Genomic DNA, 18,745 nt, shown 5'->3' on the forward strand with positions numbered 1-18,745 from the left:
CGCGAAGGCGTTGACCCTCACGCGACGTGAGGGCGTAGGATGGGCCTCCCCGATGAGAGGAGGGCATCATGCCCCACAAGAAACCTGCCGTCTCGACGACGCCTACGCCGCCCGCCGTACGCGCGCTGCGCACGGGCGACGCGTACGCGCGCATGATCGCCGCGCCGCCCGCGAAGCGCGCCGACATCTACCGCCACGAGCTCATGGCGCCCCTCAAGGCGAAATGGGACTGCTACCGCGTGCCGCTGCATCCCGCGCAGCCCGGCGGCTACGACGTGGTGATGGCCAGCGAGATGCTGGGCATCCTGCCGCCCGCGCGCGTGGACGGAAGCTGGGCCGACGCCGTCCGTCGCCTGGCCGACGACGACCTGTGGCGCGCGAGCCGGCAGGCCGTCGAGCGCGCGCTCGCCCGCTTCGTCGAGCGCGGCATCGAGCTGCGCGTGCAGGACTACCTGTTCTCCATCCTGCTGGGCGACCCCGACAATCCCGCGCTGGCCGCGAGCGACGGCTACTGCGGCGACGGCGGCATCCCCGGCTACGTGCTGGCGTGGCTCGTGCCGAGCGACGACACCGTGCGCCGGCTGCCCGCCGCGCTCGCGCACGAGACGAACCACAACGTACGCTTCCAGTTCATCGCTTGGCGCGACGACATCACCCTCGGCGAGATGATGGTGAGCGAGGGGCTGGCCGAGAACTTCGCCGTCAGCCTGTACGGCGAGGAGAACGCCGGTCCCTGGGTGACGAAGACGAGCACCGACGTGCTTGAGAACACCGTCAAGCCCGCCATCCGCGCCGCGCTCGACGTGCAGGGCATGGCCGGGTTGTCGGCGTACCTTTACGGCGACGAGATCGCTGCGGCGCAGGGCTACCCGACGGCGGGCCTGCCCTACTGCGCCGGATACGCTTGCGGCTACGACCTGGTGCGCTGCTATCTGGACTCCACCGGCGCGGACATAGCCGAAGCCACGCTGCTGCCCGCCGAGGCCATCCTGCAAGAAGTGGAGGCGGCGGGGTTCTGGGGCTAGGTGAAGCGCAGGAGGCGATTGGGGTACGCCATTCGCTTCCTGCATGCGCATGAAGTAGAATATCCCTGCTGGCCGTTTGCCGAAAAAGCTCCCCACCGGAAAGGCGCTCATGGGCGAAAAGTACGAACCGCCGTTCACCGTGAACGACGCCATAGTCAACAGCATAGTGGACATAGGCCAGATGGTCGGTCATATCCTCGCAAAGGAAAGCCTTTCAGCCAGTCCGCGATTGCGTCGCGAGAACCGGATCAAAACCATTCAGTCTTCGCTGGCCATAGAAAATAACACGCTGACGATTGAGCAGGTCACCGCCGTCCTGGATGGCAAGCGTGTCCTGGCCCCGCCGAAGGACATTCGCGAAGTGCAGAATGCCTATGAGGCCTACGAGGCATTATCGGACATGGATCCTTACTCGATGGAAGATCTCTTGCAAGCACATCTGTTCATGATGAACGGGTTGACGGAAGAATCCGGTCGCTTCCGCAGCAAAAACGTAGGCGTATACGATGGCGAGAAGCTCGTTCATGCAGGCACGCCGGCACACTACGTTGCCGAAGTCATGCAGGATCTCTTTTCCTGGCTGCGCGCATCGCCCATGCACCCGCTCGTCAAATCATGCGTCTTTCATTACGAGTTCGAATTCATCCACCCCTTCCAAGACGGCAACGGGCGCATGGGAAGGCTCTGGCATTCTCTCATTTTGCAGAAATGGGAGCCGGCGTTCGCCTGGCTTCCCGTAGAGTCGATGGTTGGGGAGCATCAGCAGGAATACTACGACGCGCTGGCGGCAGCCGATGCAGCAAGCGATTCAACCGTCTTCGTCGAATTCATGTTGCGCATGATAAGCGATACGCTTGACGAGGTCGTCGAAGGACAACGCGATGTCGGTACAAATGTCGGTACAAATGTCGGTGTAAATCCGAAGGCGAACGACGTCAGAATCATGGCAGCCATGCGGGACGACCCCTCAGTTACCATGGCCGCATTGGCCGACATGCTGGGCATTTCGAAGCGACAGGTCGAGCGCGTAGTCGCATCGCTCAAAAAAGACGGTCGCATCCATCGTACGGGAGCCAGCAAGAACGGTCGCTGGATAGTGCGCGACTAGGGAGGAGGCGGCGGGGTTCTGGGGCTAGGCGCCCTCCCTCTCCGCCCGCTGCTCGGCCAGCAGGAGATCGACCATGCGGCCGTAGCTGCGCATGCCGTCGGTCTGGTTGTTCGCCTTCAGGTACGTGTCGTTGGCGGCGTTGGAGACGTCTTGGACGGGACCCTCGTACTTCGCCCAGTGCTCCGCGCGCTGGGCGAGGTCGCGCTGCACCGCCGCCGACAGCCCCGAGGCGATCGCGCTCGCCGCCTCGGGGTCGACCTTCCGCAGCGCCGAAATGGCGTTGTCGTACGCCAGCAGGTAGCCGCTGTAGCGCATCAGCGCATCGTCCGACTCCTTGCACGCCAGGTACGCGATGAAGTTCGCTTCGTCCTCGCGCATGAAGCCGCACTGATGCGCCAGCTCGTGCGCCATAGCCCAGGGGATCGCGAACGACGGGTTGTCCACGTTGATGTTCGATTCCATCGTGAAGGGGAAGAACATGCCGCCGATGTTCGCGTACGACATCAGCTCGGATGCGAGCACCGGCTTCGGCGGCGAGTACAGCGGCCGCTCCAGTGCCGGGTACTGCTCGGCCAGCTTCCGCATGGCATCCACCGACTCCTGCGCGTAGCGCTCGAACTGGCCCGGCTCGACGTCGAACAGGTCCGCGTCGTCGCCCAGCAGCGCCCGAGTCTGCCCCAGCTCGTCGGCCAGCGTTGCAGTGAGCGCCACGAGCTCCTCCTGGCGCTGCGCCGGCTCGGCGTCGGCCTCTTCCACGTCGTAACCGGTGTGCTCGGTAAAGGTGTACCGGTAGTAGTTCAGTCCGCACAAGGCCGTGAACAGGAAGTACACCGTGGAGCAGATGGCCACGACCCCCATCGCGCTGCGGTAGGCCACCATGAGGCGCGCGCCCTTGCTCACGACGAGCTTGCGAATGCAGAAGATGAGGTAGCCTAGGCAGAACAGCAGGAACAGCGCCGTGACCCACTCGGCAACTGAGAAGCGCACGAGCGACGGCAGGAAGCCCACGACGCTCGACAGCGCCGGGTACACCGCGCGAGCGTACCATTCGGCCGCATCGGGGTTCGCTCGCGCGTACGCGGTCGCCGCGAGCGCGACGATGCCGAGCGGGATGAGCAGCATCCGCTTGAGCAAGAACTTCCGTATGCCGCGCTTCGGGCGATCGGCGCCCGCGCTCAGCTCACGATCCATCCATGCCTTTCAAGGCCTCCTCTATCCAAACGCGAACGCGCGGGTAGTCTTCAACGGCGGTTTTATACACCGTCGCGAATGATAAGGTGAAGTAGCCTTGCGCGTATACATCGCGCGTTTTCGCAGCCAGCTTGAGCTCGCTCGTAGGGTTCTCGAGAAAGAAGTCATCGCTGAGCCGCTTTGCCAACTCCCCAATGTTGATCGAGGTCATGGCTGCAGCACGCTCCATCGTCTCATCGGCGAGGAACGCGTCTTCATCCACCTGCCCAAGAAGACGTTCGAGATACCGAATCTCCGATACGATTTTCAACAATATACGCCGATCAACTTCTTTCATAGAGGGGAATCACCGCCTCGATTACGAGAAGAGAATCATCGGGAACAGGCTCTTGTGCAATGTCGACGGGCGTTTCAAGATGCTCCTCCATCGACGAGAGCACCTCCGCAAGCGTGAAGAGGCTTACGACGGCAGAGGTGAACGACACGAGAAGATCGACGTCGGAGTTTTGCCTTGCGCTCCCTTTGGCATAGCTGCCAAAGAGCGAGACCCTTCGAATTTTGTTCGGTTCTTCGGCGTTTTCGTTGTAGGCATGCGCAGCTTCGGCAACTTTGCCCTTCAGCTCATCGAGCATACAGGGAGGCATGGTTCTCACCTCTTCTCTTCGACAGCGGCGATTGATCACAGTATACCCCACCCGAATGCGCCTCGAGTCAACGGATCATCTACTGCAACGGTGGGCAGGACGCGCGGTTCGTTCGCACTCCAAGCGGTTTTTCGCTGGCGCGCCAACCAACCAGGGCGCGACCCCCGCTCCGCCAACGTGGGCGCAAAAGCGCACCCATGACAATTCCGCAGCGCATGCAGCACGCACCGTAGCCCCTGTTGAACACAAAACCCCAGGTGGCGAAATCCCTCTCGACTTCACGCCGAGAATCAGACCGGTGAAAATTGTCATGAGTGCCGTTTTGCGCCCACAAGGAGCCGAAAGCCGAGCATCGGCGCAGCGGCGCAGCCGCACCGAGCGCGCAGGGACCGGCAAGAACGGCAGCTGGCTGGTTCGCGACCGGAGCCGACCGCCGGCCGCACCAGCATCTCCGCCTCCTACAGATCGTCCACGAGGGCGCTCGACTTCGCGTAGGCGGTGCTGCGAGCTTCGAAGAAGTCGGTCTTGATCATGTTCGCGTTCGAGAACTGGCTCACCCACGACATGCTTTCCGGCTCGCGCTCGTGGCCCTCGTACAGCGGCTCGAAGCCCAGCTGCGTGCAGCGCAGATTGCCGAGGTACTGGATGTAGTCGGTCACCATCTGCTTGTTCAGGCCGGCCACGTCGTCGCCGATGGCGTAGTGGCCCCAGCGAATCTCCTGCTCGCAGCCTTCCTTGATCATCGCACGGTACTCCTCCACCAGCTCGGGTGCGAACAGCGCGGGCTCCTCCTCCTTGAGCTCCAGCAAGATGTTGCGGAACAACCACAGGTGCGTGTTCTCGTCGCGGTTGATGTAGCGGATCTCCTGCACCGACCCCGGCATGAGGTTGTTGCGCCCCAGGTTGTAGAAGAACATGAAGCCGCTGTAGAAGTACACGCCCTCCAGGATGTAGTTCGCCACCAGCACGCGCGCGAGCGCTTCGGGGCTCTTGTCGTCCTGGAACTGGTTGTACAGGTTGCCGATGAACTCGTTGCGCGCCAGCAGGTGCTCGTCTTCCTTCCACTGGTACAACACGTCGTTGCGCTCCTGCGGCTCGCAGATGGTGTCCAGCATGTAGCTGTAGCTCTGGCTGTGCACCGTTTCCTGGAACGTCTGGATGGCCAGGCACAGGTTCACCTCGTTGGCGGTGATGTACTCGCCCACGTTGGGCAGGTTCGCCGACTGCAGGCTGTCGAGGAAGATGAGGAACGACAGGATCTTGTCGTAGGCACGGCGCTCGGGCGCGGGCAGCTTGCGGTAGTCCTTGATGTCCACGCCGAGGTTGATCTCCTCGGGTATCCAGAAGTTGTTCATGGCCTGGCGGTACCAGTCGCTCACCCACTCGTACTTCATGTTGTTGAAGTCGTTGAGGTTCGTCGTGTTGCCCCCGATCATCCGCCGATCGAGCACATCAGTGTCCCCCAACGGGTTGAACAGCGGCTTCTTCTTCAACTGGTTCATAAAAAGAGCTTCCTCTCAGAAAATCAGCTACGGACAAACAATGGCGCAAAGGGCGAGCGAAGCGACGCCCGTCAGGTTGAACCCACGGCTAGGCGAGTCGTCGGCGGTGCCCACCAAGCGAGCAACATGCAGGGGATCGGGGCGCGGTGCCCACCAAGCGAGTTTCCCCTTCGGGGACTTGCTCCGCTTCGCTTCGCGGCGCCGCACCCATGCGCAGCGAGGACTGTTTGAGCGACTGGGCACTGCGCGCCGGTCCCCGTCCCGCAGGTGAAACTCAGCGACTGGGTATCGCCGACGACTCGCCGCCCCGCGGACGAAATCAACCTACGACGAGCACACTTCGCATTCTTCCACTTCGAGGCTCTTCGAGCGCACGTAGTAGATGGTTTTCACGCCTTCCTCCCAGGCAAGCAGGTACAGATCGAGCACGCGCCTGAACGTGTACTCGTTCGTGATGTAGAGGTTCATGCTCTGCGCCTGGTCGATGTGGCGCTGGCGCACGCCGCACGCGCGCACCGACCACGCCTGGTCGATGAGATGGGCGTTCTTGTAGTACCAGAACGTGTCCATCGACAGCTCGGGCGCTACGCGCGGCATGAGGCCGTTCTTCTTCTCCTCGAGGAAGTAGCGGTTCATCACCGGGTCGAGGCCCGCGGTGGTGCCGGCAATGATGCTCGTGGAGCTCGTGGGCGCCACGGCCAAGAGGTAGCCGTTGCGCAGGCCGTGCTCGGCCACGTCGTGCGCGAGGTCGGCCCAGCGCCCCTCCGTAAGGTCGCGGTCGCGGAAGTAATCGCCCGTCTGCCAGCCGCTTCCCTCGAAGTAGCCGTACGCGCCCTTCTCGCGCGCGATGGCGCAGCTCGCGCGCACCGCCGCGTAGTGCACGTCGGCGAACACGCGGTCGGCGAACGCGAGGTGCTCCTCGCTCTCCCACCGGATGCCGTGCTTCGCCAGCAGGTGATGGTACCCGCTCACGCCCAGGCCGATGGGGCGGTACTGGCGGTTGTTGACCTCGGCGTAGGGTACCGGGAAGAAGTTGAGGTCGATGACGTTGTCGAGCGCGCGCACCGCGCTTTCCGTCACCAGTTCCAGCTCGCGCGGGTCGTCCACGTCGATGTGACCGAGCGAGAGGCTCGCCAGGTTGCACACCACGAACGCCCCCGGCTTCGTCACGGTCACCACCACCTGCTCGCCGTCCACGTCCTCGATGCGCTGTTCCAGCTGCTCGATGGCGCCCATGTTCTGCGCGATCTCGGTGCACAGGTTGCTGCAGTAGATGACGCCCCGGTGCTTGTTCGGGTTCGCGCGGTTCACCGCGTCGCGGTTGAACGTGAACGGCGTGCCCGTCTCCACGGCGCTCTTGATGATGAGGCGGATGACGTCCTTGATGGGGATGACGCGCTTCTTGATGCGCGCATCGGCCACGCACTCGAGGTACTTCTGAGTCCACTCCTCGCCGAAGCAGTCCTCCAGCGCGTAGCCCTTCACGGTAAGGATCTCGTGCGGGCACATGAGGTACCAGTCGCCCTCGATGTTGTCGCGCGCCTGCTGCCAGAAGTAGTCGGGGTAGCATATGGCCGGGAACACGTCGTGCGCCTTCATGCGGTCGTCGCCGTTGTTCGTGCGCAGGGCGAGGAACTCGGGCAGATCGCGGTGCCACGCGTCGAGGTACACCGCCACGGCGCCCTGGCGCATGCCCAGCTGGTCCACCGCCACGGCCGTGTCGTTGGCCAGGCGAATCCACCGGATGACGCCGCCGGCCGCGCCGTCGAAGCCGCGGATGGCGCTTCCGCTCGCGCGCACCTTGCCGAAGTACAGGCCCATCCCACCGCCGTACTTGCTCACCTTCGCGAAATTGTCGATGCTGCGGTAGATGCCGTCCAAGCTGTCGGGCACCGTGTCGATGAAGCACGACGACAGCTGGTGGAACGGCTTGCGCGCGTTCGACAGCGTGGGCGTGGCCATGGTCACCTTGAGCGTGGACAGCATGTCGTAGAAGCGGCGCACCCAGCCCATGCGCTCGTCCGCGCGCTCCTCCATGGCGAGATGCAACGCGATGCCGAGGAACATCTCCTGCGGCGACTCGAGCGGCGCGCCCTGGTGCGTGCGGATGACGTAGCGGTCGAGCAGCAGCTGCAGGCCCGCGTAGGTGAACAGGTCGTTGCGGCCGAGGTCGATGAAGCCGGCCGCCTCGTCGAGCTCGGCGGGCGTGTAGGCGTGCAGGATGTAGTCGCCGTACAGGCCCTCCTCGGCAAGGAACGCCACCTTCTGCGCGAACGTCTCGATGCGGCGGGACGCCAGCCGTTCCGCCAGCGCACGATCGAACTGCACCATGAGCAGGCGCGCGGCGATGATCTCCCAACGCGGGGCCTCCTGCGTGGTCAACTCGACAGCCGCCTTGACGAGCATGGCCAGCTTCTGGTCGGCGGAGGCGTCGGGCTTCGCGAACGAGAGGAACTTGGCGGCGAGGTGCGCCAGCTCGTACTCCTCGCCCGGGAACTCCTTCTGCACCGCAGCGAGCACGGCGGCCAGCTCAGGCGCGTCCGGGAGCTGGGCGCACAAGCGCTCGCGCGCCGCACGTTTGCGGGCGCGGTCCTCGCGGTACAGGATGTAGCTTTTCAGCTCCTCGTAATGGTTCGCTTCCATGAGCGCGCGCTCGACGAGGTCCTGCACGTCCTCCACCGCGATGGTGTCGTCGGCTGCGACATCGGCCATCGCCCGCTCGATGCCAGCGACCAGACGGTCGGCCTCGTCGTCGGCCAACACGCTGCCCACGCTGGCGAACGCCGCGCCCATGGCGCGCTTGATCTTGTCGGCACCATAGGGTTCCGCATTGCCGTTGCGCTTGGAAATCTGCATAGTGGTTGTGTCCTTCGTTCGTTCTCCGATTGCAGTGCGTTTTTGGAGCGCCCATCGTACCACAATATGTTACTAAAAACGCAACATATTGGGGAACGAATGCGTAACGAGCACCACATCGAGCGACCCCTTTGCGTCCGCAGGGAGGCCGGCGGATCGCAAGGCGCCATGAAAAGAGACGAGGAGCGGGGTCCGGCCAGTCGCTCGAAGAACACTTTCGCTGCTACAAAAAGCCCGAAACATGACGTCGCACGCCGTCCGCAGACCAGTTCAGAAAGACGACGCGAAGAAGGGCCCGATCATAGGATCAAGCGCGCGAAGAAGAGCCTCTCGCCTGAGGCTTCGGGGGCCTCGCCATGTCGCGACTTCGAAAGAACATGGCAACGTTCTGACCGAAAAGCGGGTTTCGGTAATGAATCCGAGTGTTTGCGCCGATATTTTACCGTAGCAGCTCTTTGGGAGCGATCTGAACGAGTATCTCGTTCATTTTCCGTTGTAAATACAACCAAAAATAGCTGGAAGCGGTGTTCTCGGTTCTTCGTTCGGCTGTTACGGTAAAATATCGGGCGCAAACACTCGGATTCATTACCGTAAAACTCGCCCTACCGACCATGCTCTACTATCAAAGGGCAAATCGGAACGGATGCTTATGCGAAACCGCAGGGCACGGTGCCTCCCCCAGCAACGATTTCGCTCCTTCCTATCACCGGCTTCTCAGTGCGGGCGTCCGTGAAGCGATTGCTGGTATAATCCAAGCCCGGAACGGGAAGGGATGACATGAACCTGTTGGAACGGGTGCACGGCACGACCGGCATCAAGATCATCATCGGCTCGGCGTTTTTCTGGGCCTGGCTCGACGCGCTGTTCATGAGTATGTTCTTCGTCCGCCCCGAAGCCGAGGGCTTCATGGCGGAACTCGCGACCGTGGCCGTGTTCGGGCTCGCGCTGCCCTGGCTCGCCCTCGCGCTCGTCAAACCTGCGGCGTGCAACAACCTGCTCGCGCAGAAGCGCGTGCCGCTCGCGTTCGCCGCGCTCGGCACGGCGGGCTCGCTGTTGTTCCTGCTCGCAGGCATAAACCTCAATTGGATCGCGCTCGCGGCCGGGGGCCTGTGCGCCGGCGCGTTCATGGCGGCCTACCAACTGGGATGGGGCGCCGCCTACTGCCACGACGGCGAGCGGAGCGCCACTCCCTACGTGGCCGGCGGGTTCGCGTGCGCCATCGTCATCGACACGCCGCTGCTTTTCATGATCCCCGAGGCCGCCGCCGTGTTCTCGGCGCTGCTTCCGCTCGTTTCCGGCACGCTGTTCGTGGCCATCGCTCCCGAGCTGCGCACGTATCGCCGCACCACTCCCCTTGACCCGCGACCGAAGCGCAACCTCCGCTCGCGCCTGAAGGTGCACCTCGGCACGTCGATGATGCTGCTGTGCGCCGTGGCCCTCGTCATGACCGGGTTCGGCTACCTGCAGCACCTCGTCTCGTTCTCTCCCATCGCAAGCGGCGGGTACTCCAACGGCATCCTCGTGCAGGTGGCGCGCGGCATCACCGGCCTGCTCGTCTTCGCCATCGTCGTGTTGGCGAAACGACGCGCCAGCACCGTGTACCGCGTGGGGCTGCTGGCGATGATCGCCGGTTTCATGATGATGGCGTTTCTGTTCGGCACCGATCTGTTCTGGGTCTCAGGCGCCATCATCATCAGCGGCTACACGATCCTCGACCTGCTCATCTGGGTTGCATTCTCCCAGATATCCTACGCCCAATCGCGCGACCCGCTCAAAACCATCGCGCTCATGCGGCTTTTGGCCGTGCTGTGCTACGTGGTGGGCGCCGTCATAGGCATCATGCTCGTGGGCAACGACGAGACGATGCACGGCAACGTGGCCGCCGAGACCACCGTGGTGGGCTACCTCGTGGTCATCGCCACCGTGCTGCTGCTCAGCAGCGAGGACATGTGGATGCTGTTCGGCCGCGCACGCCCCGACCTCTCGGGAGACGAGCGCGCAAACCAGGAAGCGCGCCTCGACGCGTGGTTCGACAGCATCGGCCTTACCACGCGCGAGCGCGAGATCGGCGTGCTGCTGGCCTACGGGCGCACGCAACCTTGGATCGCCGAGCGCCTGAGCATCTCCGAGAACACCGTGGGAACCCACGTGCGACACATCTACCAGAAGGCGGGGGTGCACGACCGCCAGCAGTTCATCGATTACGTATTCTCGCCTGATCAGACGCCGTCACCCGAATCACGTGAGCAAGCGGAATAGGTCACGGGAGACACCTGATATTGCAAAATAAGGCGATTCGCGCGTTGCGCGCGCACGCCCCCAACCCGCACCCTGATCACAGCGCGGCGCCTCAGCTGCGCAGCCCGCTTAAGCGGGCACCAAGGGATACGGACCCCCGAGGGGTCCTGAGGGAAGGGGTATCTGCATGGATATCAATCGCAGGAATTTCTTGAAGGGCGCGCTCGTCACGGGCGCTGCCGCCGCCGCAGCCGTCGCGCTGCCGGCTTGCAGTCCCGCCGCGTCCTCCGACGCCGCGTCCGACAGCGCGAGCGCAGGCGCGTCGAAGGGCGACGCCACCACGACGAAGCACACGTGGGAAGTCGCGCCCGAGCCCATCTCCGACATCGCCGAGACGCAGGACTTTGACGTGGTCGTCGTGGGCGCGGGCCTCGCGGGCATCAACGCCGCCGAAGCGGCCGCCCGCAACGGCGCCAAGACGGTGGTCATCGAGCGCAACACCACGTTCTCCGTGCGCGGCGTGGACGTGGGCCATATCGGCAGCAAGTTCCACAAGGCGAACGGCTTCGACCTCGACCCGCGCGTGGCGACCCGTTTCCTGCACCAGGCGTCGCACCAGACCACGAACTACGACCTCATCTACGTGTGGGCGTCGCGTTCCGGCGAGGTGTTCGACTACATCGAGGAGCTGGGCTCGAAGAACGGCGTGAGCATGGTTCCCGCGCTGTCCGGCACCGCGAAGTACGGCAACTGGTCGAAGCTGGACAGCCAGTGGCGCGTCTATCCCGACGCCGTGTCGTTCGTGCGCGGCGGCGAGAAGTACGACGCCCGCGACGACGGCCAGCCGGTCAACGTGACGCTGGGCGAGCTCGTGTACAACTCCGCCGTCGACAACGGCGCCGAGTTCGTGTTCGAGGCGCGTGCCGAGCAGCTCGTGGGCGACGCGAAGGCCGGCATCACCGGCGTCATCGTCACCACGAAGGACGGCAAGCACGTGCAGTACAACGCCAAGAACGGCGTCATCCTGGCCACGGGCGACATCGGCGGCAACCAGGAGATGGTGGACGCGTTCTGCCCCATCTCGAACCGCTCGGACTCCAACTGCTACGCGCCGGCCGGCTTCAACAACGGCGACGGCCTGACCATGGGCATGTGGGCCGGAGCCGCCATGTCCAAGAGCGAAGCCGCGCCGATGATCCACCAGTTCACGCTCGACACGCTGGAGTGCAACCTGACGTCCTTCATCATGAGCTGGCTTGCGGTGAACGCCAACGGCGAGCGCTACGGCGCCGAAATGCCGTTCGAGCCGATGCTGACGAACGCCCGCATGAACACTCCGGGCAACGTCGCGTGGTCCATCTTCGACGCGGATTACGAGACGTACATCATGCAGCAGCAGCCCGAGCGCTACGACCGCTTCACCGACGGCCTCGACGCCGTCATGGAGAAGTGGCTGGGCAACGGCAAGCTCATCAAGGCCGATACGCTCGACGACCTGGCCAAGCAGCTCGACATCCCGGCCGACACGTTCAAGGCCACCGTCGAGCGCTACAACAGCATGGCCGAGGCCGGCGAGGACGTCGACTTCGACGTGCCCGCACAGTGGCTCGCGCCCGTGAAGACCGCGCCGTTCTACGCCACGAAGAACGTGTGCTCCACGCTCACCATCCCGTTCGGCCTCCACGTGAACGCCGACTCCCAGGTGCTCACCGCCGAGGACGAGCCCATCGAGGGCCTGTTCGCCATCGGCAACGTGCAGGGCGACTTCTTCGGCAAGGACTACCCGGTGCACTGCCCCGGCGTCAGCCACGGACGCTGCGTGACGTTCGGCCAACTGGTCGGCGAAGCGTGCGCCCAGAACACCACCATCGGCGAGCTCGACTTCGCCTAACCGCGAACGCGCTCTACGGTTTCCCTCCCGCGAAGCGGCCGTCCCCGGACGGCCGCTTCGTCATGAGACAAAGGGACGGGGTTACTGTCTCATCGGCCCGCGAGCCCTTCCAGCCGCAGGTCGAAGCGCAGCCAGGACGCGCCGTCCTCCCGCTCGAGCCGCGCGTCCAACGTGCCGCCCATCTGCAGGGCCAACGACCGCGCAATGGCGAGGCCCAGCCCCGACGATGCGTCCGAGCGCGCCGCATCCGCCGTGTAGAACGGCTCGAACAGGCGCTCCACCTCGTCGGACGAGAGCGCATCCACATCGTTCGAGAACACGACGCGCACCCCGCGCGCCTCTTCGACCGCCTCCACGTCGAAGGTTGCGCGCGCGTACTTGCCGGCATTGTGGACGAGGTTCTCCACCACCCGTTCGAGCGCGTTCGGATCGCCTCGCACCCAAAGCGCCCGGTCGGGCGCGCGCAGCCGCACCTCCAGCCCGCGCTCCTCGAACAAGCGGTAGCGCTCCGCCACCGACTCGCGCAGCAGGCGCCCGATCTCCACCTCCCCCCGCTCAAGGGACGCATCCTCGCTGCGCGCCTGCGACAGCTCGTAGAACTGCGTCACGAGGCGCTGCAGCGCGCCCGCCTTGCGGCGCACCGTGTCCAGCGACGCGCGCGTCTGCGCGTCAAGGCCGCCCTCGTCCACGAGGGCCAGGTAGCCGAGGATCGCCGTCAGCGGGGTGCGCAGGTCGTGGCTGATGCACTCCACCTGCGTCTTCAGCTCCGCCTCGTGGCGCGCGCAGGCCGCGGCCTTGCCCCGGATGATCTCGAGCGCGCGGTTCACGGTGCCCAGCAATGCCTCCAGCTCTGCCTCGGGCACGGGAAGCTTCACGATGCGGTTGTCCTCGAGCCGCTCGACGATCTCGGCCAAGTCGCGGTTCACCTGCCGAAGCGAGCGCTTGAGCAGCAGGTAGCGCGCGCCGAAGTACGCCGCAGCCGCCATCGCGACCACCGCCAGCACGCCGAGGACCACCGTCATACCCGCATCCTTCCTTCGCCCCTCGAGCCCATCAGGGCCCCCTACAGCTCAGCCTTGCTCGCGCGCCACAGGCCGACGACGCCGAACACCGCAATCCCCGAGAACCCGGCGATCAGGCATTTCGCCAACCCCGCGGGCGTGTCCCACAGAAACTGCGCCAAGCCGCTCTGGTTGATGGCCACCTCGCTCGCGAAGAAGTTCGCGGGCAGCCAGCTTGCGAGCCGCGCCACCGGTTCGACGCCCATCCCGATGACGCCCAACACCCCGGGGACGATGCTCACGATGGCCACCCACACCAGAAACGCGGTGATCGTCTTCGGCAGCGCAGAGCACACCGCCACGCCCAGCACGATGCAGGCCACGGTGAACGGCAGCGCCGCCGCCACGCCTTTGAGCAGGATGAATACGGCCTCGGCTGGCCCTTCCAGCAACAGTACCGCGCTGCCGACGTACACGGCGAGGACAACCGCCATGGCGCCCAGCCCGAGCGTCGTCGACACGAGACACTTGCCCACGAACAAATCTCGTCGCGAGCAACCGTGCACGATGGCGTTCTTGAACGTGCCGTCTTTACGGTCGTCGGCGAACAGCACCCACACGAGCAAGCCCGCCATGAAGAACAGCAGCGTCAGCATCGAGATGAGGTTGCTCATCGAGAACCGCACGGTGGCATAGGGGAAGTCGGGCGTGGTCGACATGGCCCACAAGAGCGCGTTCCCCGCCAGCACGATGGCGCACAGCGCGCCGGTGAACAGGTACAGCTCGCGGCCGTGCACGATGCGGTACCATTCGCTCTTCATATAGTTCAGCATCACGCGGCCCCCTTCTCCTTCATGTCGAAATAGTACTGCTCGAGCGACATTCGGCGACGCTCCAAGCGCGACACTCCCATGCCCTGCGCGGCGGCCAGGCGGCTGTACGCCTCCGCCTCCAGCTGCGGATCGAAGATGCGGACGGCGCCATCGGGAAGCACCTGGTACCGCTCGTGATGCAGCTCGCGCTCCAGCAGCACAAGGTAGCGCTCGACGTCCGACACCGCGATGTCGATGAAATCCGCGCAGCGGGCCTGCAGCACCGCGGCGCTCACCTGCTCCAACAGCCGACCGTGGGACAAAAACGCGTACTCGGTGGCAACCTGCTCAAGCTCTGCCAGATGATGGCTCGACAGCACCACGGTGATGCCCTTCTCGCGGTTGAGCTTCTGCAAAAGCGCGCGGATCTCGGCGATGCCGCTGGGATCCAGGCCGTTCACCGGCTCGTCGAGGATGAGCACCTCGGGCTCGCCCATCAGCGCCATGGCCAGCCCCAGCCGCTGCTTCATGCCCATCGACAGGTCCTTGCACCGGCGCTCCTTCGCATGCGCCAGCTGCACCGTATCCAGCAAGCGAGCCACCGCGTCCTTGCCCGGCACGCCCTTCTGGATGCGGCAGCACTCGAGGTTCTTCTCGATGCTGAGCTGCGGGTAGTAACCGGGGCTCTCGATGATGCACCCGATGCGCGCCCGCTGCCGCTCCACCTCTCCGCGCTCGTGCGCACCGAACAGCCGCACCTCCCCCTCGGTGGGAAACGCCAGGCCGCACAACAGCTTGAACAGGGTTGACTTGCCGGCGCCGTTGTCGCCCACCAACCCGAATATCCCACCGCGACGCACGGAGATGCTCACGTCGTCGAGCGCCGCGAAGCCGCCGTAGCGCTTCGTCAGCCCCCTCGTTTCGATTACCGCGTCCATGATGTCCATGCTCCCTTTCTCCCGTTTGCGGTTCGCTTCGGGGAGCACTCTACGATGTTGGCTGGAAATAAGTCCTCAAGAAAGGGTAAGGAAAGCATAAAGATGCGCCGTCGCCCCGTCACGCCAGCCTGAAGCCGATGCCCCAGACGGTTTTGATGTAATCGCCCTCGGCTCCCGCCGCCGCCAGCTTCTTGCGGATGTTGCTGACGTGCACGTTGATGGCGTTCTCCTCGCCGTAGTAGCCGCTCTTCCACACCAGCTCGTACAGAAGCTCGCGCGAGAACACCTTGTCGGGCGCCTGCATGAGCACGTGCAGGATGTCGAACTCGTGCGCGGTCAACGCGATCTCGGCTCCCCCGAGCTCCACGCGGCGCCGCTCGACGTCCAGCTGCAGACCGCGATGGGAGAACACGCCGCCGCACCCCGTCCCAGCGTCCGTCGGCGTCCCGCCTGCAGTGCGGCGCAGCACCGCATGGATGCGCGCGGCCACCTCGTCGGGGTCGAAGGGCTTGGTCACGTAGTCGTCCGCGCCTGCGGCCAGCATGCCCACCTTGTCGGCGGAGCCCGCCTTCGCCGACACCACGATCACCGGCACCGACGAGCCCAGCTCGCCCCTCAGGCGCGCCATGAGCTCGGATCCCTCCATCCCCGGCAGCATCATGTCGAGCAGGACGAGATCGAACGCCGCGCGCTCCATCTGCAGCAGCGCCTCAGTGCCTGAGAACGCCTGCACGAAGGCGAACCCCTCGCGCTGCGCGATCTTCGCGAGCAGCGCGTTGATGTCCGCGTCGTCCTCCACGATGAGAATGGTCTGCGCGCCCACAACGCTCCTTCCGAACCGACCGACGTGAAACCTTCGGCCCATGATACCGTCTGCCGCGCTGAAGCGCTATCATAGCTGCGACCACACGAAAGGAGCATCCCCATGACGAACGCCGACCCCTGCGCCCCGCGCCTGCTCGACCGCGAAGCGCTCGAACGCCGCGCGCTCGAGCTGCACGGCATGAACTACAACTGCGCGCAGGCGGTCGCCTGCACGCTCGCGCCCGCCGTGCGCGCCGACGAGGACCTGTGCTTCCGCGCCACCGAGGCGCTCGGCGCCGGCATGGGCGGGCTGACCGAAACCTGCGGGGCCGTCACGGGAGCCGCCGTGATCATCGGCATGGCGAACAGCAACGGCTCGGACGACCCCACGAGCAAGCAGGCGACCTACCGCATCGTGCGCCAGCTGGTGGCCGACTTCCGCGCGCAGAACGGCTCCACGCTGTGCCCGGAGCTCAAGGGGATCGGGTCCTCGCAGCCCTTGCGCAGCTGCAACGGCTGCATCCTCGACGCGCTCAACCTCGCCGCCGACGCGCTGGAGCGTTCGGCCCGCTGAACCCGATAGGCGCCCCGTGCGCGCCGCCTATCGGGTATCATAGACGGAACCGTCGCGCACTATCGTATGAGGAAGTGGTTCGCATGATCGCCAAAGCACTGCGCTGCACACCGTCGAAGAGCCGTCTCGGGCTGCTCTCCCTGCTCGTCGCGTCGGCGGCGGCGCTCTCCATCGCGCTCGGCGCCTGCTCCGCTCCGGCGCCGCAGGAAAGCGATGCACAGCAGGCGCCGTCCGAGCCCCTCGTCGTGAACGACACGCCCGAGCCTCCTGCGCCCGAACCCGAGTACATCCTCGTCATCGGCGACGACTCCTGGGAGGAGTACACGCCCGGCCACGCCGACCTCATGATGCTCATGCGCCTCGACTTCGAACGTCATCAGATCACGCTCGTCACCGTGCCGCGCGACACCGCCTACGTCTTCCCCGACGGCAATACCGCCAAGCTCAACCAAATGCTCACCAACGCCGGCCCCGAAGCCCAATGCGCCGCCGCGTCCGACGTCGTGGGCGTCGACGTGTCGCAGTACGTCGTCGTCGGGTTCGACGGATTGCAGGGCATCGTGGAGCATTTCGGCGGCCTCGACGTGGACCTTCCCTACGGCCTGACGTACAACTTCTACACGAAGGACTATCCTGACGAGGTGTACGAAGCCGGCGAGCAGACGCTCACGCCGTGGAGAACGATGGCGCTGTCCCGCGCTCGCACCGGCTACGGCGACACCGGCTATCAGCAAGAGATGATCCGCCAGGTGGTCGATCGCCAGATGATGACCCGCTTCATCGAGCTGGCGTACGCCGATCCGACGCAAACCGGCGCGCTGCTCACGCTGCTGCAGGGGCTCGTCACCACGAACGTGCCGCTCGACGATCAGCTGGCCTGGGCGGACGAGCTGGCTTCGGGCGACGAGATCACCGTGTACGGCACCACCGGCCCCTACTACGGCGACTTCCTCGAAGAGCTCGGCGGCCTGTGGCTCGTGCCCGAGAGCCCCGAGGAGTGGAACGCGCTCATGGACGCCGTAGACGCCGGAGAGGATCCGGCCCCCGCCGTCAGCGTCTGGAGCGCTGACACCGAGTCCCCCGAAGCCCCGGTGAGCACCACCACGGTGATCGAGCTGCCGTAGAGCTTCGCCCGTCAGCTGCTTGCGCGGCGAACGTCACCGTCGGAACAAAGGACACGGCAGAGTAAGAGCGCCCTCACGGGCCATACGATAGGCGCAACCGGGAGCCATGCCTTGGGCGACGAGGCACCGCTCGACGGCTTCCACGGAGGCCGCAAGGGCGCGCGCCTCCCCTTCTCCGCAGGCGGTGAGCACCAGAACATGGGCGCGGTCCTCCGTCACGAGCCCCATCGCCTCAAGGCGCTCAACGGCCTTCGTCACGCTCGGCCTCGAAACCGCAAGCCGATCAGCCAGCCCCACGCGCCGATCGACGCCATCTTGGATGGCCAGCAGGTAGCGCGCGAGGGCCGGGGTTAACCCGCTCATTTCACCGCCCTCGCGAGGCACGCGTGAGCGCCGGCTCGCTTCCACCCCACCTCGCCGAACCACGTTCCCAGGATATCGCGAAGCTCGCGCTCGGAGTAGATGCGCACATCGCCCGCGTTGTTGTACGGCATGAACGCGTTCATCACCCAGCGGGCTGGAGCCGGCAGCCAGCAATCGCCCACGATGAGCATGCCCCCCGGACGCAACACGCGCCATGCCTCGAACGCCGCGCGGCGCGGATCGGGGTAGTGGTGAAACGAATCGTTGCAATAGGCCACGTCAAACGTCTCGTCGGCGAAAGGGAGGTGCTCGCTGTCCGCCTCGTGCAGCGCTGCGCACCGTCCCAGCCGCTGTCGCGCACGGTCGAGCATGCCCGCAGACAGGTCGATCCCAGACAGCTCGCAGCCGGGAAGCGCCTCCAGCACGAGCTGCGCGAGCGCGCCGGTTCCGCACCCCACGTCCAGCACGCGCTTGGGTGCTGCGGCGGCAACCTCTTCCAACACGTAGGGATAGAGCCTGCGCGCATGCTCCCCCTTCATGTCGTTGTCGTACGTCGGTGACTGCGCGTCGAAGGCCCGGCGCGAAACCTCCTTGGCATCGCGTACGGCGTCGGTCGATGATTCGCTCATATCCGCTCCTTTCATCATACCTTCATTAAACATTGTTCAATCACT

Annotated in this window: 17 protein-coding genes; 6 read left to right on the top strand and 11 right to left on the bottom strand. The window is 65.0% G+C overall.

Annotated features, from left to right (window positions below; genetic code table 11):
• The first annotated feature begins 68 nt into the window (after nucleotides 1-68).
• Entirely contained in the window at nucleotides 69-1,025 is a 957-nt protein-coding gene (locus C1A15_RS14400; protein ID WP_101723202.1) for a DUF2268 domain-containing putative Zn-dependent protease, read from the top strand.
• Between the two features lie 109 nt (nucleotides 1,026-1,134).
• Entirely contained in the window at nucleotides 1,135-2,133 is a 999-nt protein-coding gene (locus C1A15_RS14405; protein WP_101723203.1) for a Fic family protein, read from the top strand.
• 24 nt (nucleotides 2,134-2,157) lie between these two features.
• Here C1A15_RS14405 and C1A15_RS14410 read toward each other — a convergent pair whose 3' ends face one another.
• The 5 genes from C1A15_RS14410 to C1A15_RS14430 all read right to left on the bottom strand — a co-directional run bounded on the left by C1A15_RS14410 (nucleotide 2,158) and on the right by C1A15_RS14430 (nucleotide 8,326).
• Nucleotides 2,158-3,324: a DUF3810 domain-containing protein gene (locus C1A15_RS14410; RefSeq protein WP_101723204.1), complete on the bottom strand. Its 1,167-nt coding sequence runs from the start codon at nucleotides 3,322-3,324 to the stop codon at nucleotides 2,158-2,160.
• Nucleotides 3,314-3,661 carry a HepT-like ribonuclease domain-containing protein gene (locus tag C1A15_RS14415; protein ID WP_101723205.1) on the bottom strand — a complete coding sequence of 116 codons (348 nt, stop codon included), beginning with the start codon at nucleotides 3,659-3,661 and terminating at the stop codon, nucleotides 3,314-3,316. The genes C1A15_RS14410 and C1A15_RS14415 overlap by 11 nt, the downstream gene beginning before the upstream one ends.
• A complete protein-coding gene (locus C1A15_RS14420; RefSeq protein WP_101723206.1) occupies nucleotides 3,648-3,968 on the bottom strand; it encodes a nucleotidyltransferase family protein in 321 nt (106 codons plus the stop codon). Before C1A15_RS14420 ends, C1A15_RS14415 begins: the two co-directional genes overlap by 14 nt.
• 458 nt (nucleotides 3,969-4,426) lie before the next feature.
• Nucleotides 4,427-5,470 (bottom strand): ribonucleotide-diphosphate reductase subunit beta, encoded by a 1,044-nt coding sequence (locus tag C1A15_RS14425; protein WP_101723207.1) that lies wholly within the window; start codon nucleotides 5,468-5,470, stop codon nucleotides 4,427-4,429.
• A gap of 324 nt (nucleotides 5,471-5,794) precedes the next feature.
• Nucleotides 5,795-8,326: a ribonucleoside-diphosphate reductase subunit alpha gene (locus tag C1A15_RS14430; RefSeq protein ID WP_101723208.1), complete on the bottom strand. Its 2,532-nt coding sequence runs from the start codon at nucleotides 8,324-8,326 to the stop codon at nucleotides 5,795-5,797.
• 777 nt (nucleotides 8,327-9,103) lie between these two features.
• Between C1A15_RS14430 and C1A15_RS14435 the strand changes: the two genes are divergently transcribed.
• Nucleotides 9,104-10,585 (top strand): helix-turn-helix domain-containing protein, encoded by a 1,482-nt coding sequence (locus C1A15_RS14435; protein ID WP_101723209.1) that lies wholly within the window; start codon nucleotides 9,104-9,106, stop codon nucleotides 10,583-10,585.
• 166 nt (nucleotides 10,586-10,751) lie between these two features.
• On the top strand, nucleotides 10,752-12,455 hold the full coding sequence (locus C1A15_RS14440; protein WP_101723210.1) for an FAD-dependent oxidoreductase: 1,704 nt from the start codon (nucleotides 10,752-10,754) through the stop codon (nucleotides 12,453-12,455).
• Nucleotides 12,456-12,544: 89 nt separating this feature from the next.
• On the opposite strand, the gene C1A15_RS14445 is transcribed toward C1A15_RS14440, so the two are convergent.
• The 4 genes from C1A15_RS14445 to C1A15_RS14460 all read right to left on the bottom strand — a co-directional run bounded on the left by C1A15_RS14445 (nucleotide 12,545) and on the right by C1A15_RS14460 (nucleotide 16,029).
• Complete coding sequence (locus C1A15_RS14445; RefSeq protein WP_101723211.1) at nucleotides 12,545-13,477, bottom strand: sensor histidine kinase; 933 nt, start codon at nucleotides 13,475-13,477, stop codon at nucleotides 12,545-12,547.
• Nucleotides 13,478-13,518: 41 nt separating this feature from the next.
• Complete coding sequence (locus C1A15_RS14450) at nucleotides 13,519-14,289, bottom strand: ABC transporter permease (RefSeq protein ID WP_245865100.1); 771 nt, start codon at nucleotides 14,287-14,289, stop codon at nucleotides 13,519-13,521.
• Nucleotides 14,289-15,215 carry an ABC transporter ATP-binding protein gene (locus C1A15_RS14455; RefSeq protein WP_245865039.1) on the bottom strand — a complete coding sequence of 309 codons (927 nt, stop codon included), beginning with the start codon at nucleotides 15,213-15,215 and terminating at the stop codon, nucleotides 14,289-14,291. The genes C1A15_RS14450 and C1A15_RS14455 overlap by 1 nt, the downstream gene beginning before the upstream one ends.
• Before the next feature lie 109 nt (nucleotides 15,216-15,324).
• Nucleotides 15,325-16,029 carry a response regulator transcription factor gene (locus C1A15_RS14460; RefSeq protein WP_101723213.1) on the bottom strand — a complete coding sequence of 235 codons (705 nt, stop codon included), beginning with the start codon at nucleotides 16,027-16,029 and terminating at the stop codon, nucleotides 15,325-15,327.
• A gap of 102 nt (nucleotides 16,030-16,131) precedes the next feature.
• On the opposite strand from C1A15_RS14460, the gene C1A15_RS14465 reads away from it, so the two are divergent.
• Entirely contained in the window at nucleotides 16,132-16,584 is a 453-nt protein-coding gene (locus tag C1A15_RS14465; RefSeq protein WP_101723214.1) for a C-GCAxxG-C-C family protein, read from the top strand.
• 83 nt (nucleotides 16,585-16,667) lie between these two features.
• Nucleotides 16,668-17,708: an LCP family protein gene (locus C1A15_RS14470; RefSeq protein ID WP_101723215.1), complete on the top strand. Its 1,041-nt coding sequence runs from the start codon at nucleotides 16,668-16,670 to the stop codon at nucleotides 17,706-17,708.
• A 33-nt stretch (nucleotides 17,709-17,741) separates the two neighbouring features.
• Here the strand turns inward: C1A15_RS14470 and C1A15_RS14475 are convergent, their stop codons facing one another.
• Together C1A15_RS14475 and C1A15_RS14480 are read right to left on the bottom strand one after the other, a co-directional pair.
• Nucleotides 17,742-18,071: a metal-dependent transcriptional regulator gene (locus C1A15_RS14475; RefSeq protein WP_101723216.1), complete on the bottom strand. Its 330-nt coding sequence runs from the start codon at nucleotides 18,069-18,071 to the stop codon at nucleotides 17,742-17,744.
• Nucleotides 18,068-18,700 carry a class I SAM-dependent methyltransferase gene (locus C1A15_RS14480; RefSeq protein ID WP_101723217.1) on the bottom strand — a complete coding sequence of 211 codons (633 nt, stop codon included), beginning with the start codon at nucleotides 18,698-18,700 and terminating at the stop codon, nucleotides 18,068-18,070. The genes C1A15_RS14475 and C1A15_RS14480 overlap by 4 nt, the downstream gene beginning before the upstream one ends.
• Between the last annotated feature and the right edge of the window lie 45 nt (nucleotides 18,701-18,745).

Origin of the sequence: Eggerthella timonensis (genome assembly GCF_900184265.1) — a bacterium.
GTDB classification, from domain to species: Bacteria; Actinomycetota; Coriobacteriia; order Coriobacteriales; family Eggerthellaceae; genus Eggerthella; species Eggerthella timonensis.

Coding starts and splice junctions, on each gene's coding strand:
- C1A15_RS14420 (WP_101723206.1), bottom strand. CDS start 3,968: ATGCCTCCCTGTATGCTCGATGAGCTGAAGGGCAAAGTTGCCGAAGCT.
- C1A15_RS14475 (WP_101723216.1), bottom strand. CDS start 18,071: ATGAGCGGGTTAACCCCGGCCCTCGCGCGCTACCTGCTGGCCATCCAA.
- C1A15_RS14465 (WP_101723214.1), top strand. CDS start 16,132: ATGACGAACGCCGACCCCTGCGCCCCGCGCCTGCTCGACCGCGAAGCG.
- C1A15_RS14400 (WP_101723202.1), top strand. CDS start 69: ATGCCCCACAAGAAACCTGCCGTCTCGACGACGCCTACGCCGCCCGCC.
- C1A15_RS14405 (WP_101723203.1), top strand. CDS start 1,135: ATGGGCGAAAAGTACGAACCGCCGTTCACCGTGAACGACGCCATAGTC.
- C1A15_RS14415 (WP_101723205.1), bottom strand. CDS start 3,661: ATGAAAGAAGTTGATCGGCGTATATTGTTGAAAATCGTATCGGAGATT.
- C1A15_RS14480 (WP_101723217.1), bottom strand. CDS start 18,700: ATGAGCGAATCATCGACCGACGCCGTACGCGATGCCAAGGAGGTTTCG.
- C1A15_RS14430 (WP_101723208.1), bottom strand. CDS start 8,326: ATGCAGATTTCCAAGCGCAACGGCAATGCGGAACCCTATGGTGCCGAC.
- C1A15_RS14410 (WP_101723204.1), bottom strand. CDS start 3,324: ATGGATCGTGAGCTGAGCGCGGGCGCCGATCGCCCGAAGCGCGGCATA.
- C1A15_RS14455 (WP_245865039.1), bottom strand. CDS start 15,215: ATGGACATCATGGACGCGGTAATCGAAACGAGGGGGCTGACGAAGCGC.
- C1A15_RS14425 (WP_101723207.1), bottom strand. CDS start 5,470: ATGAACCAGTTGAAGAAGAAGCCGCTGTTCAACCCGTTGGGGGACACT.
- C1A15_RS14440 (WP_101723210.1), top strand. CDS start 10,752: ATGGATATCAATCGCAGGAATTTCTTGAAGGGCGCGCTCGTCACGGGC.
- C1A15_RS14470 (WP_101723215.1), top strand. CDS start 16,668: ATGATCGCCAAAGCACTGCGCTGCACACCGTCGAAGAGCCGTCTCGGG.
- C1A15_RS14435 (WP_101723209.1), top strand. CDS start 9,104: ATGAACCTGTTGGAACGGGTGCACGGCACGACCGGCATCAAGATCATC.
- C1A15_RS14445 (WP_101723211.1), bottom strand. CDS start 13,477: ATGACGGTGGTCCTCGGCGTGCTGGCGGTGGTCGCGATGGCGGCTGCG.
- C1A15_RS14450 (WP_245865100.1), bottom strand. CDS start 14,289: ATGCTGAACTATATGAAGAGCGAATGGTACCGCATCGTGCACGGCCGC.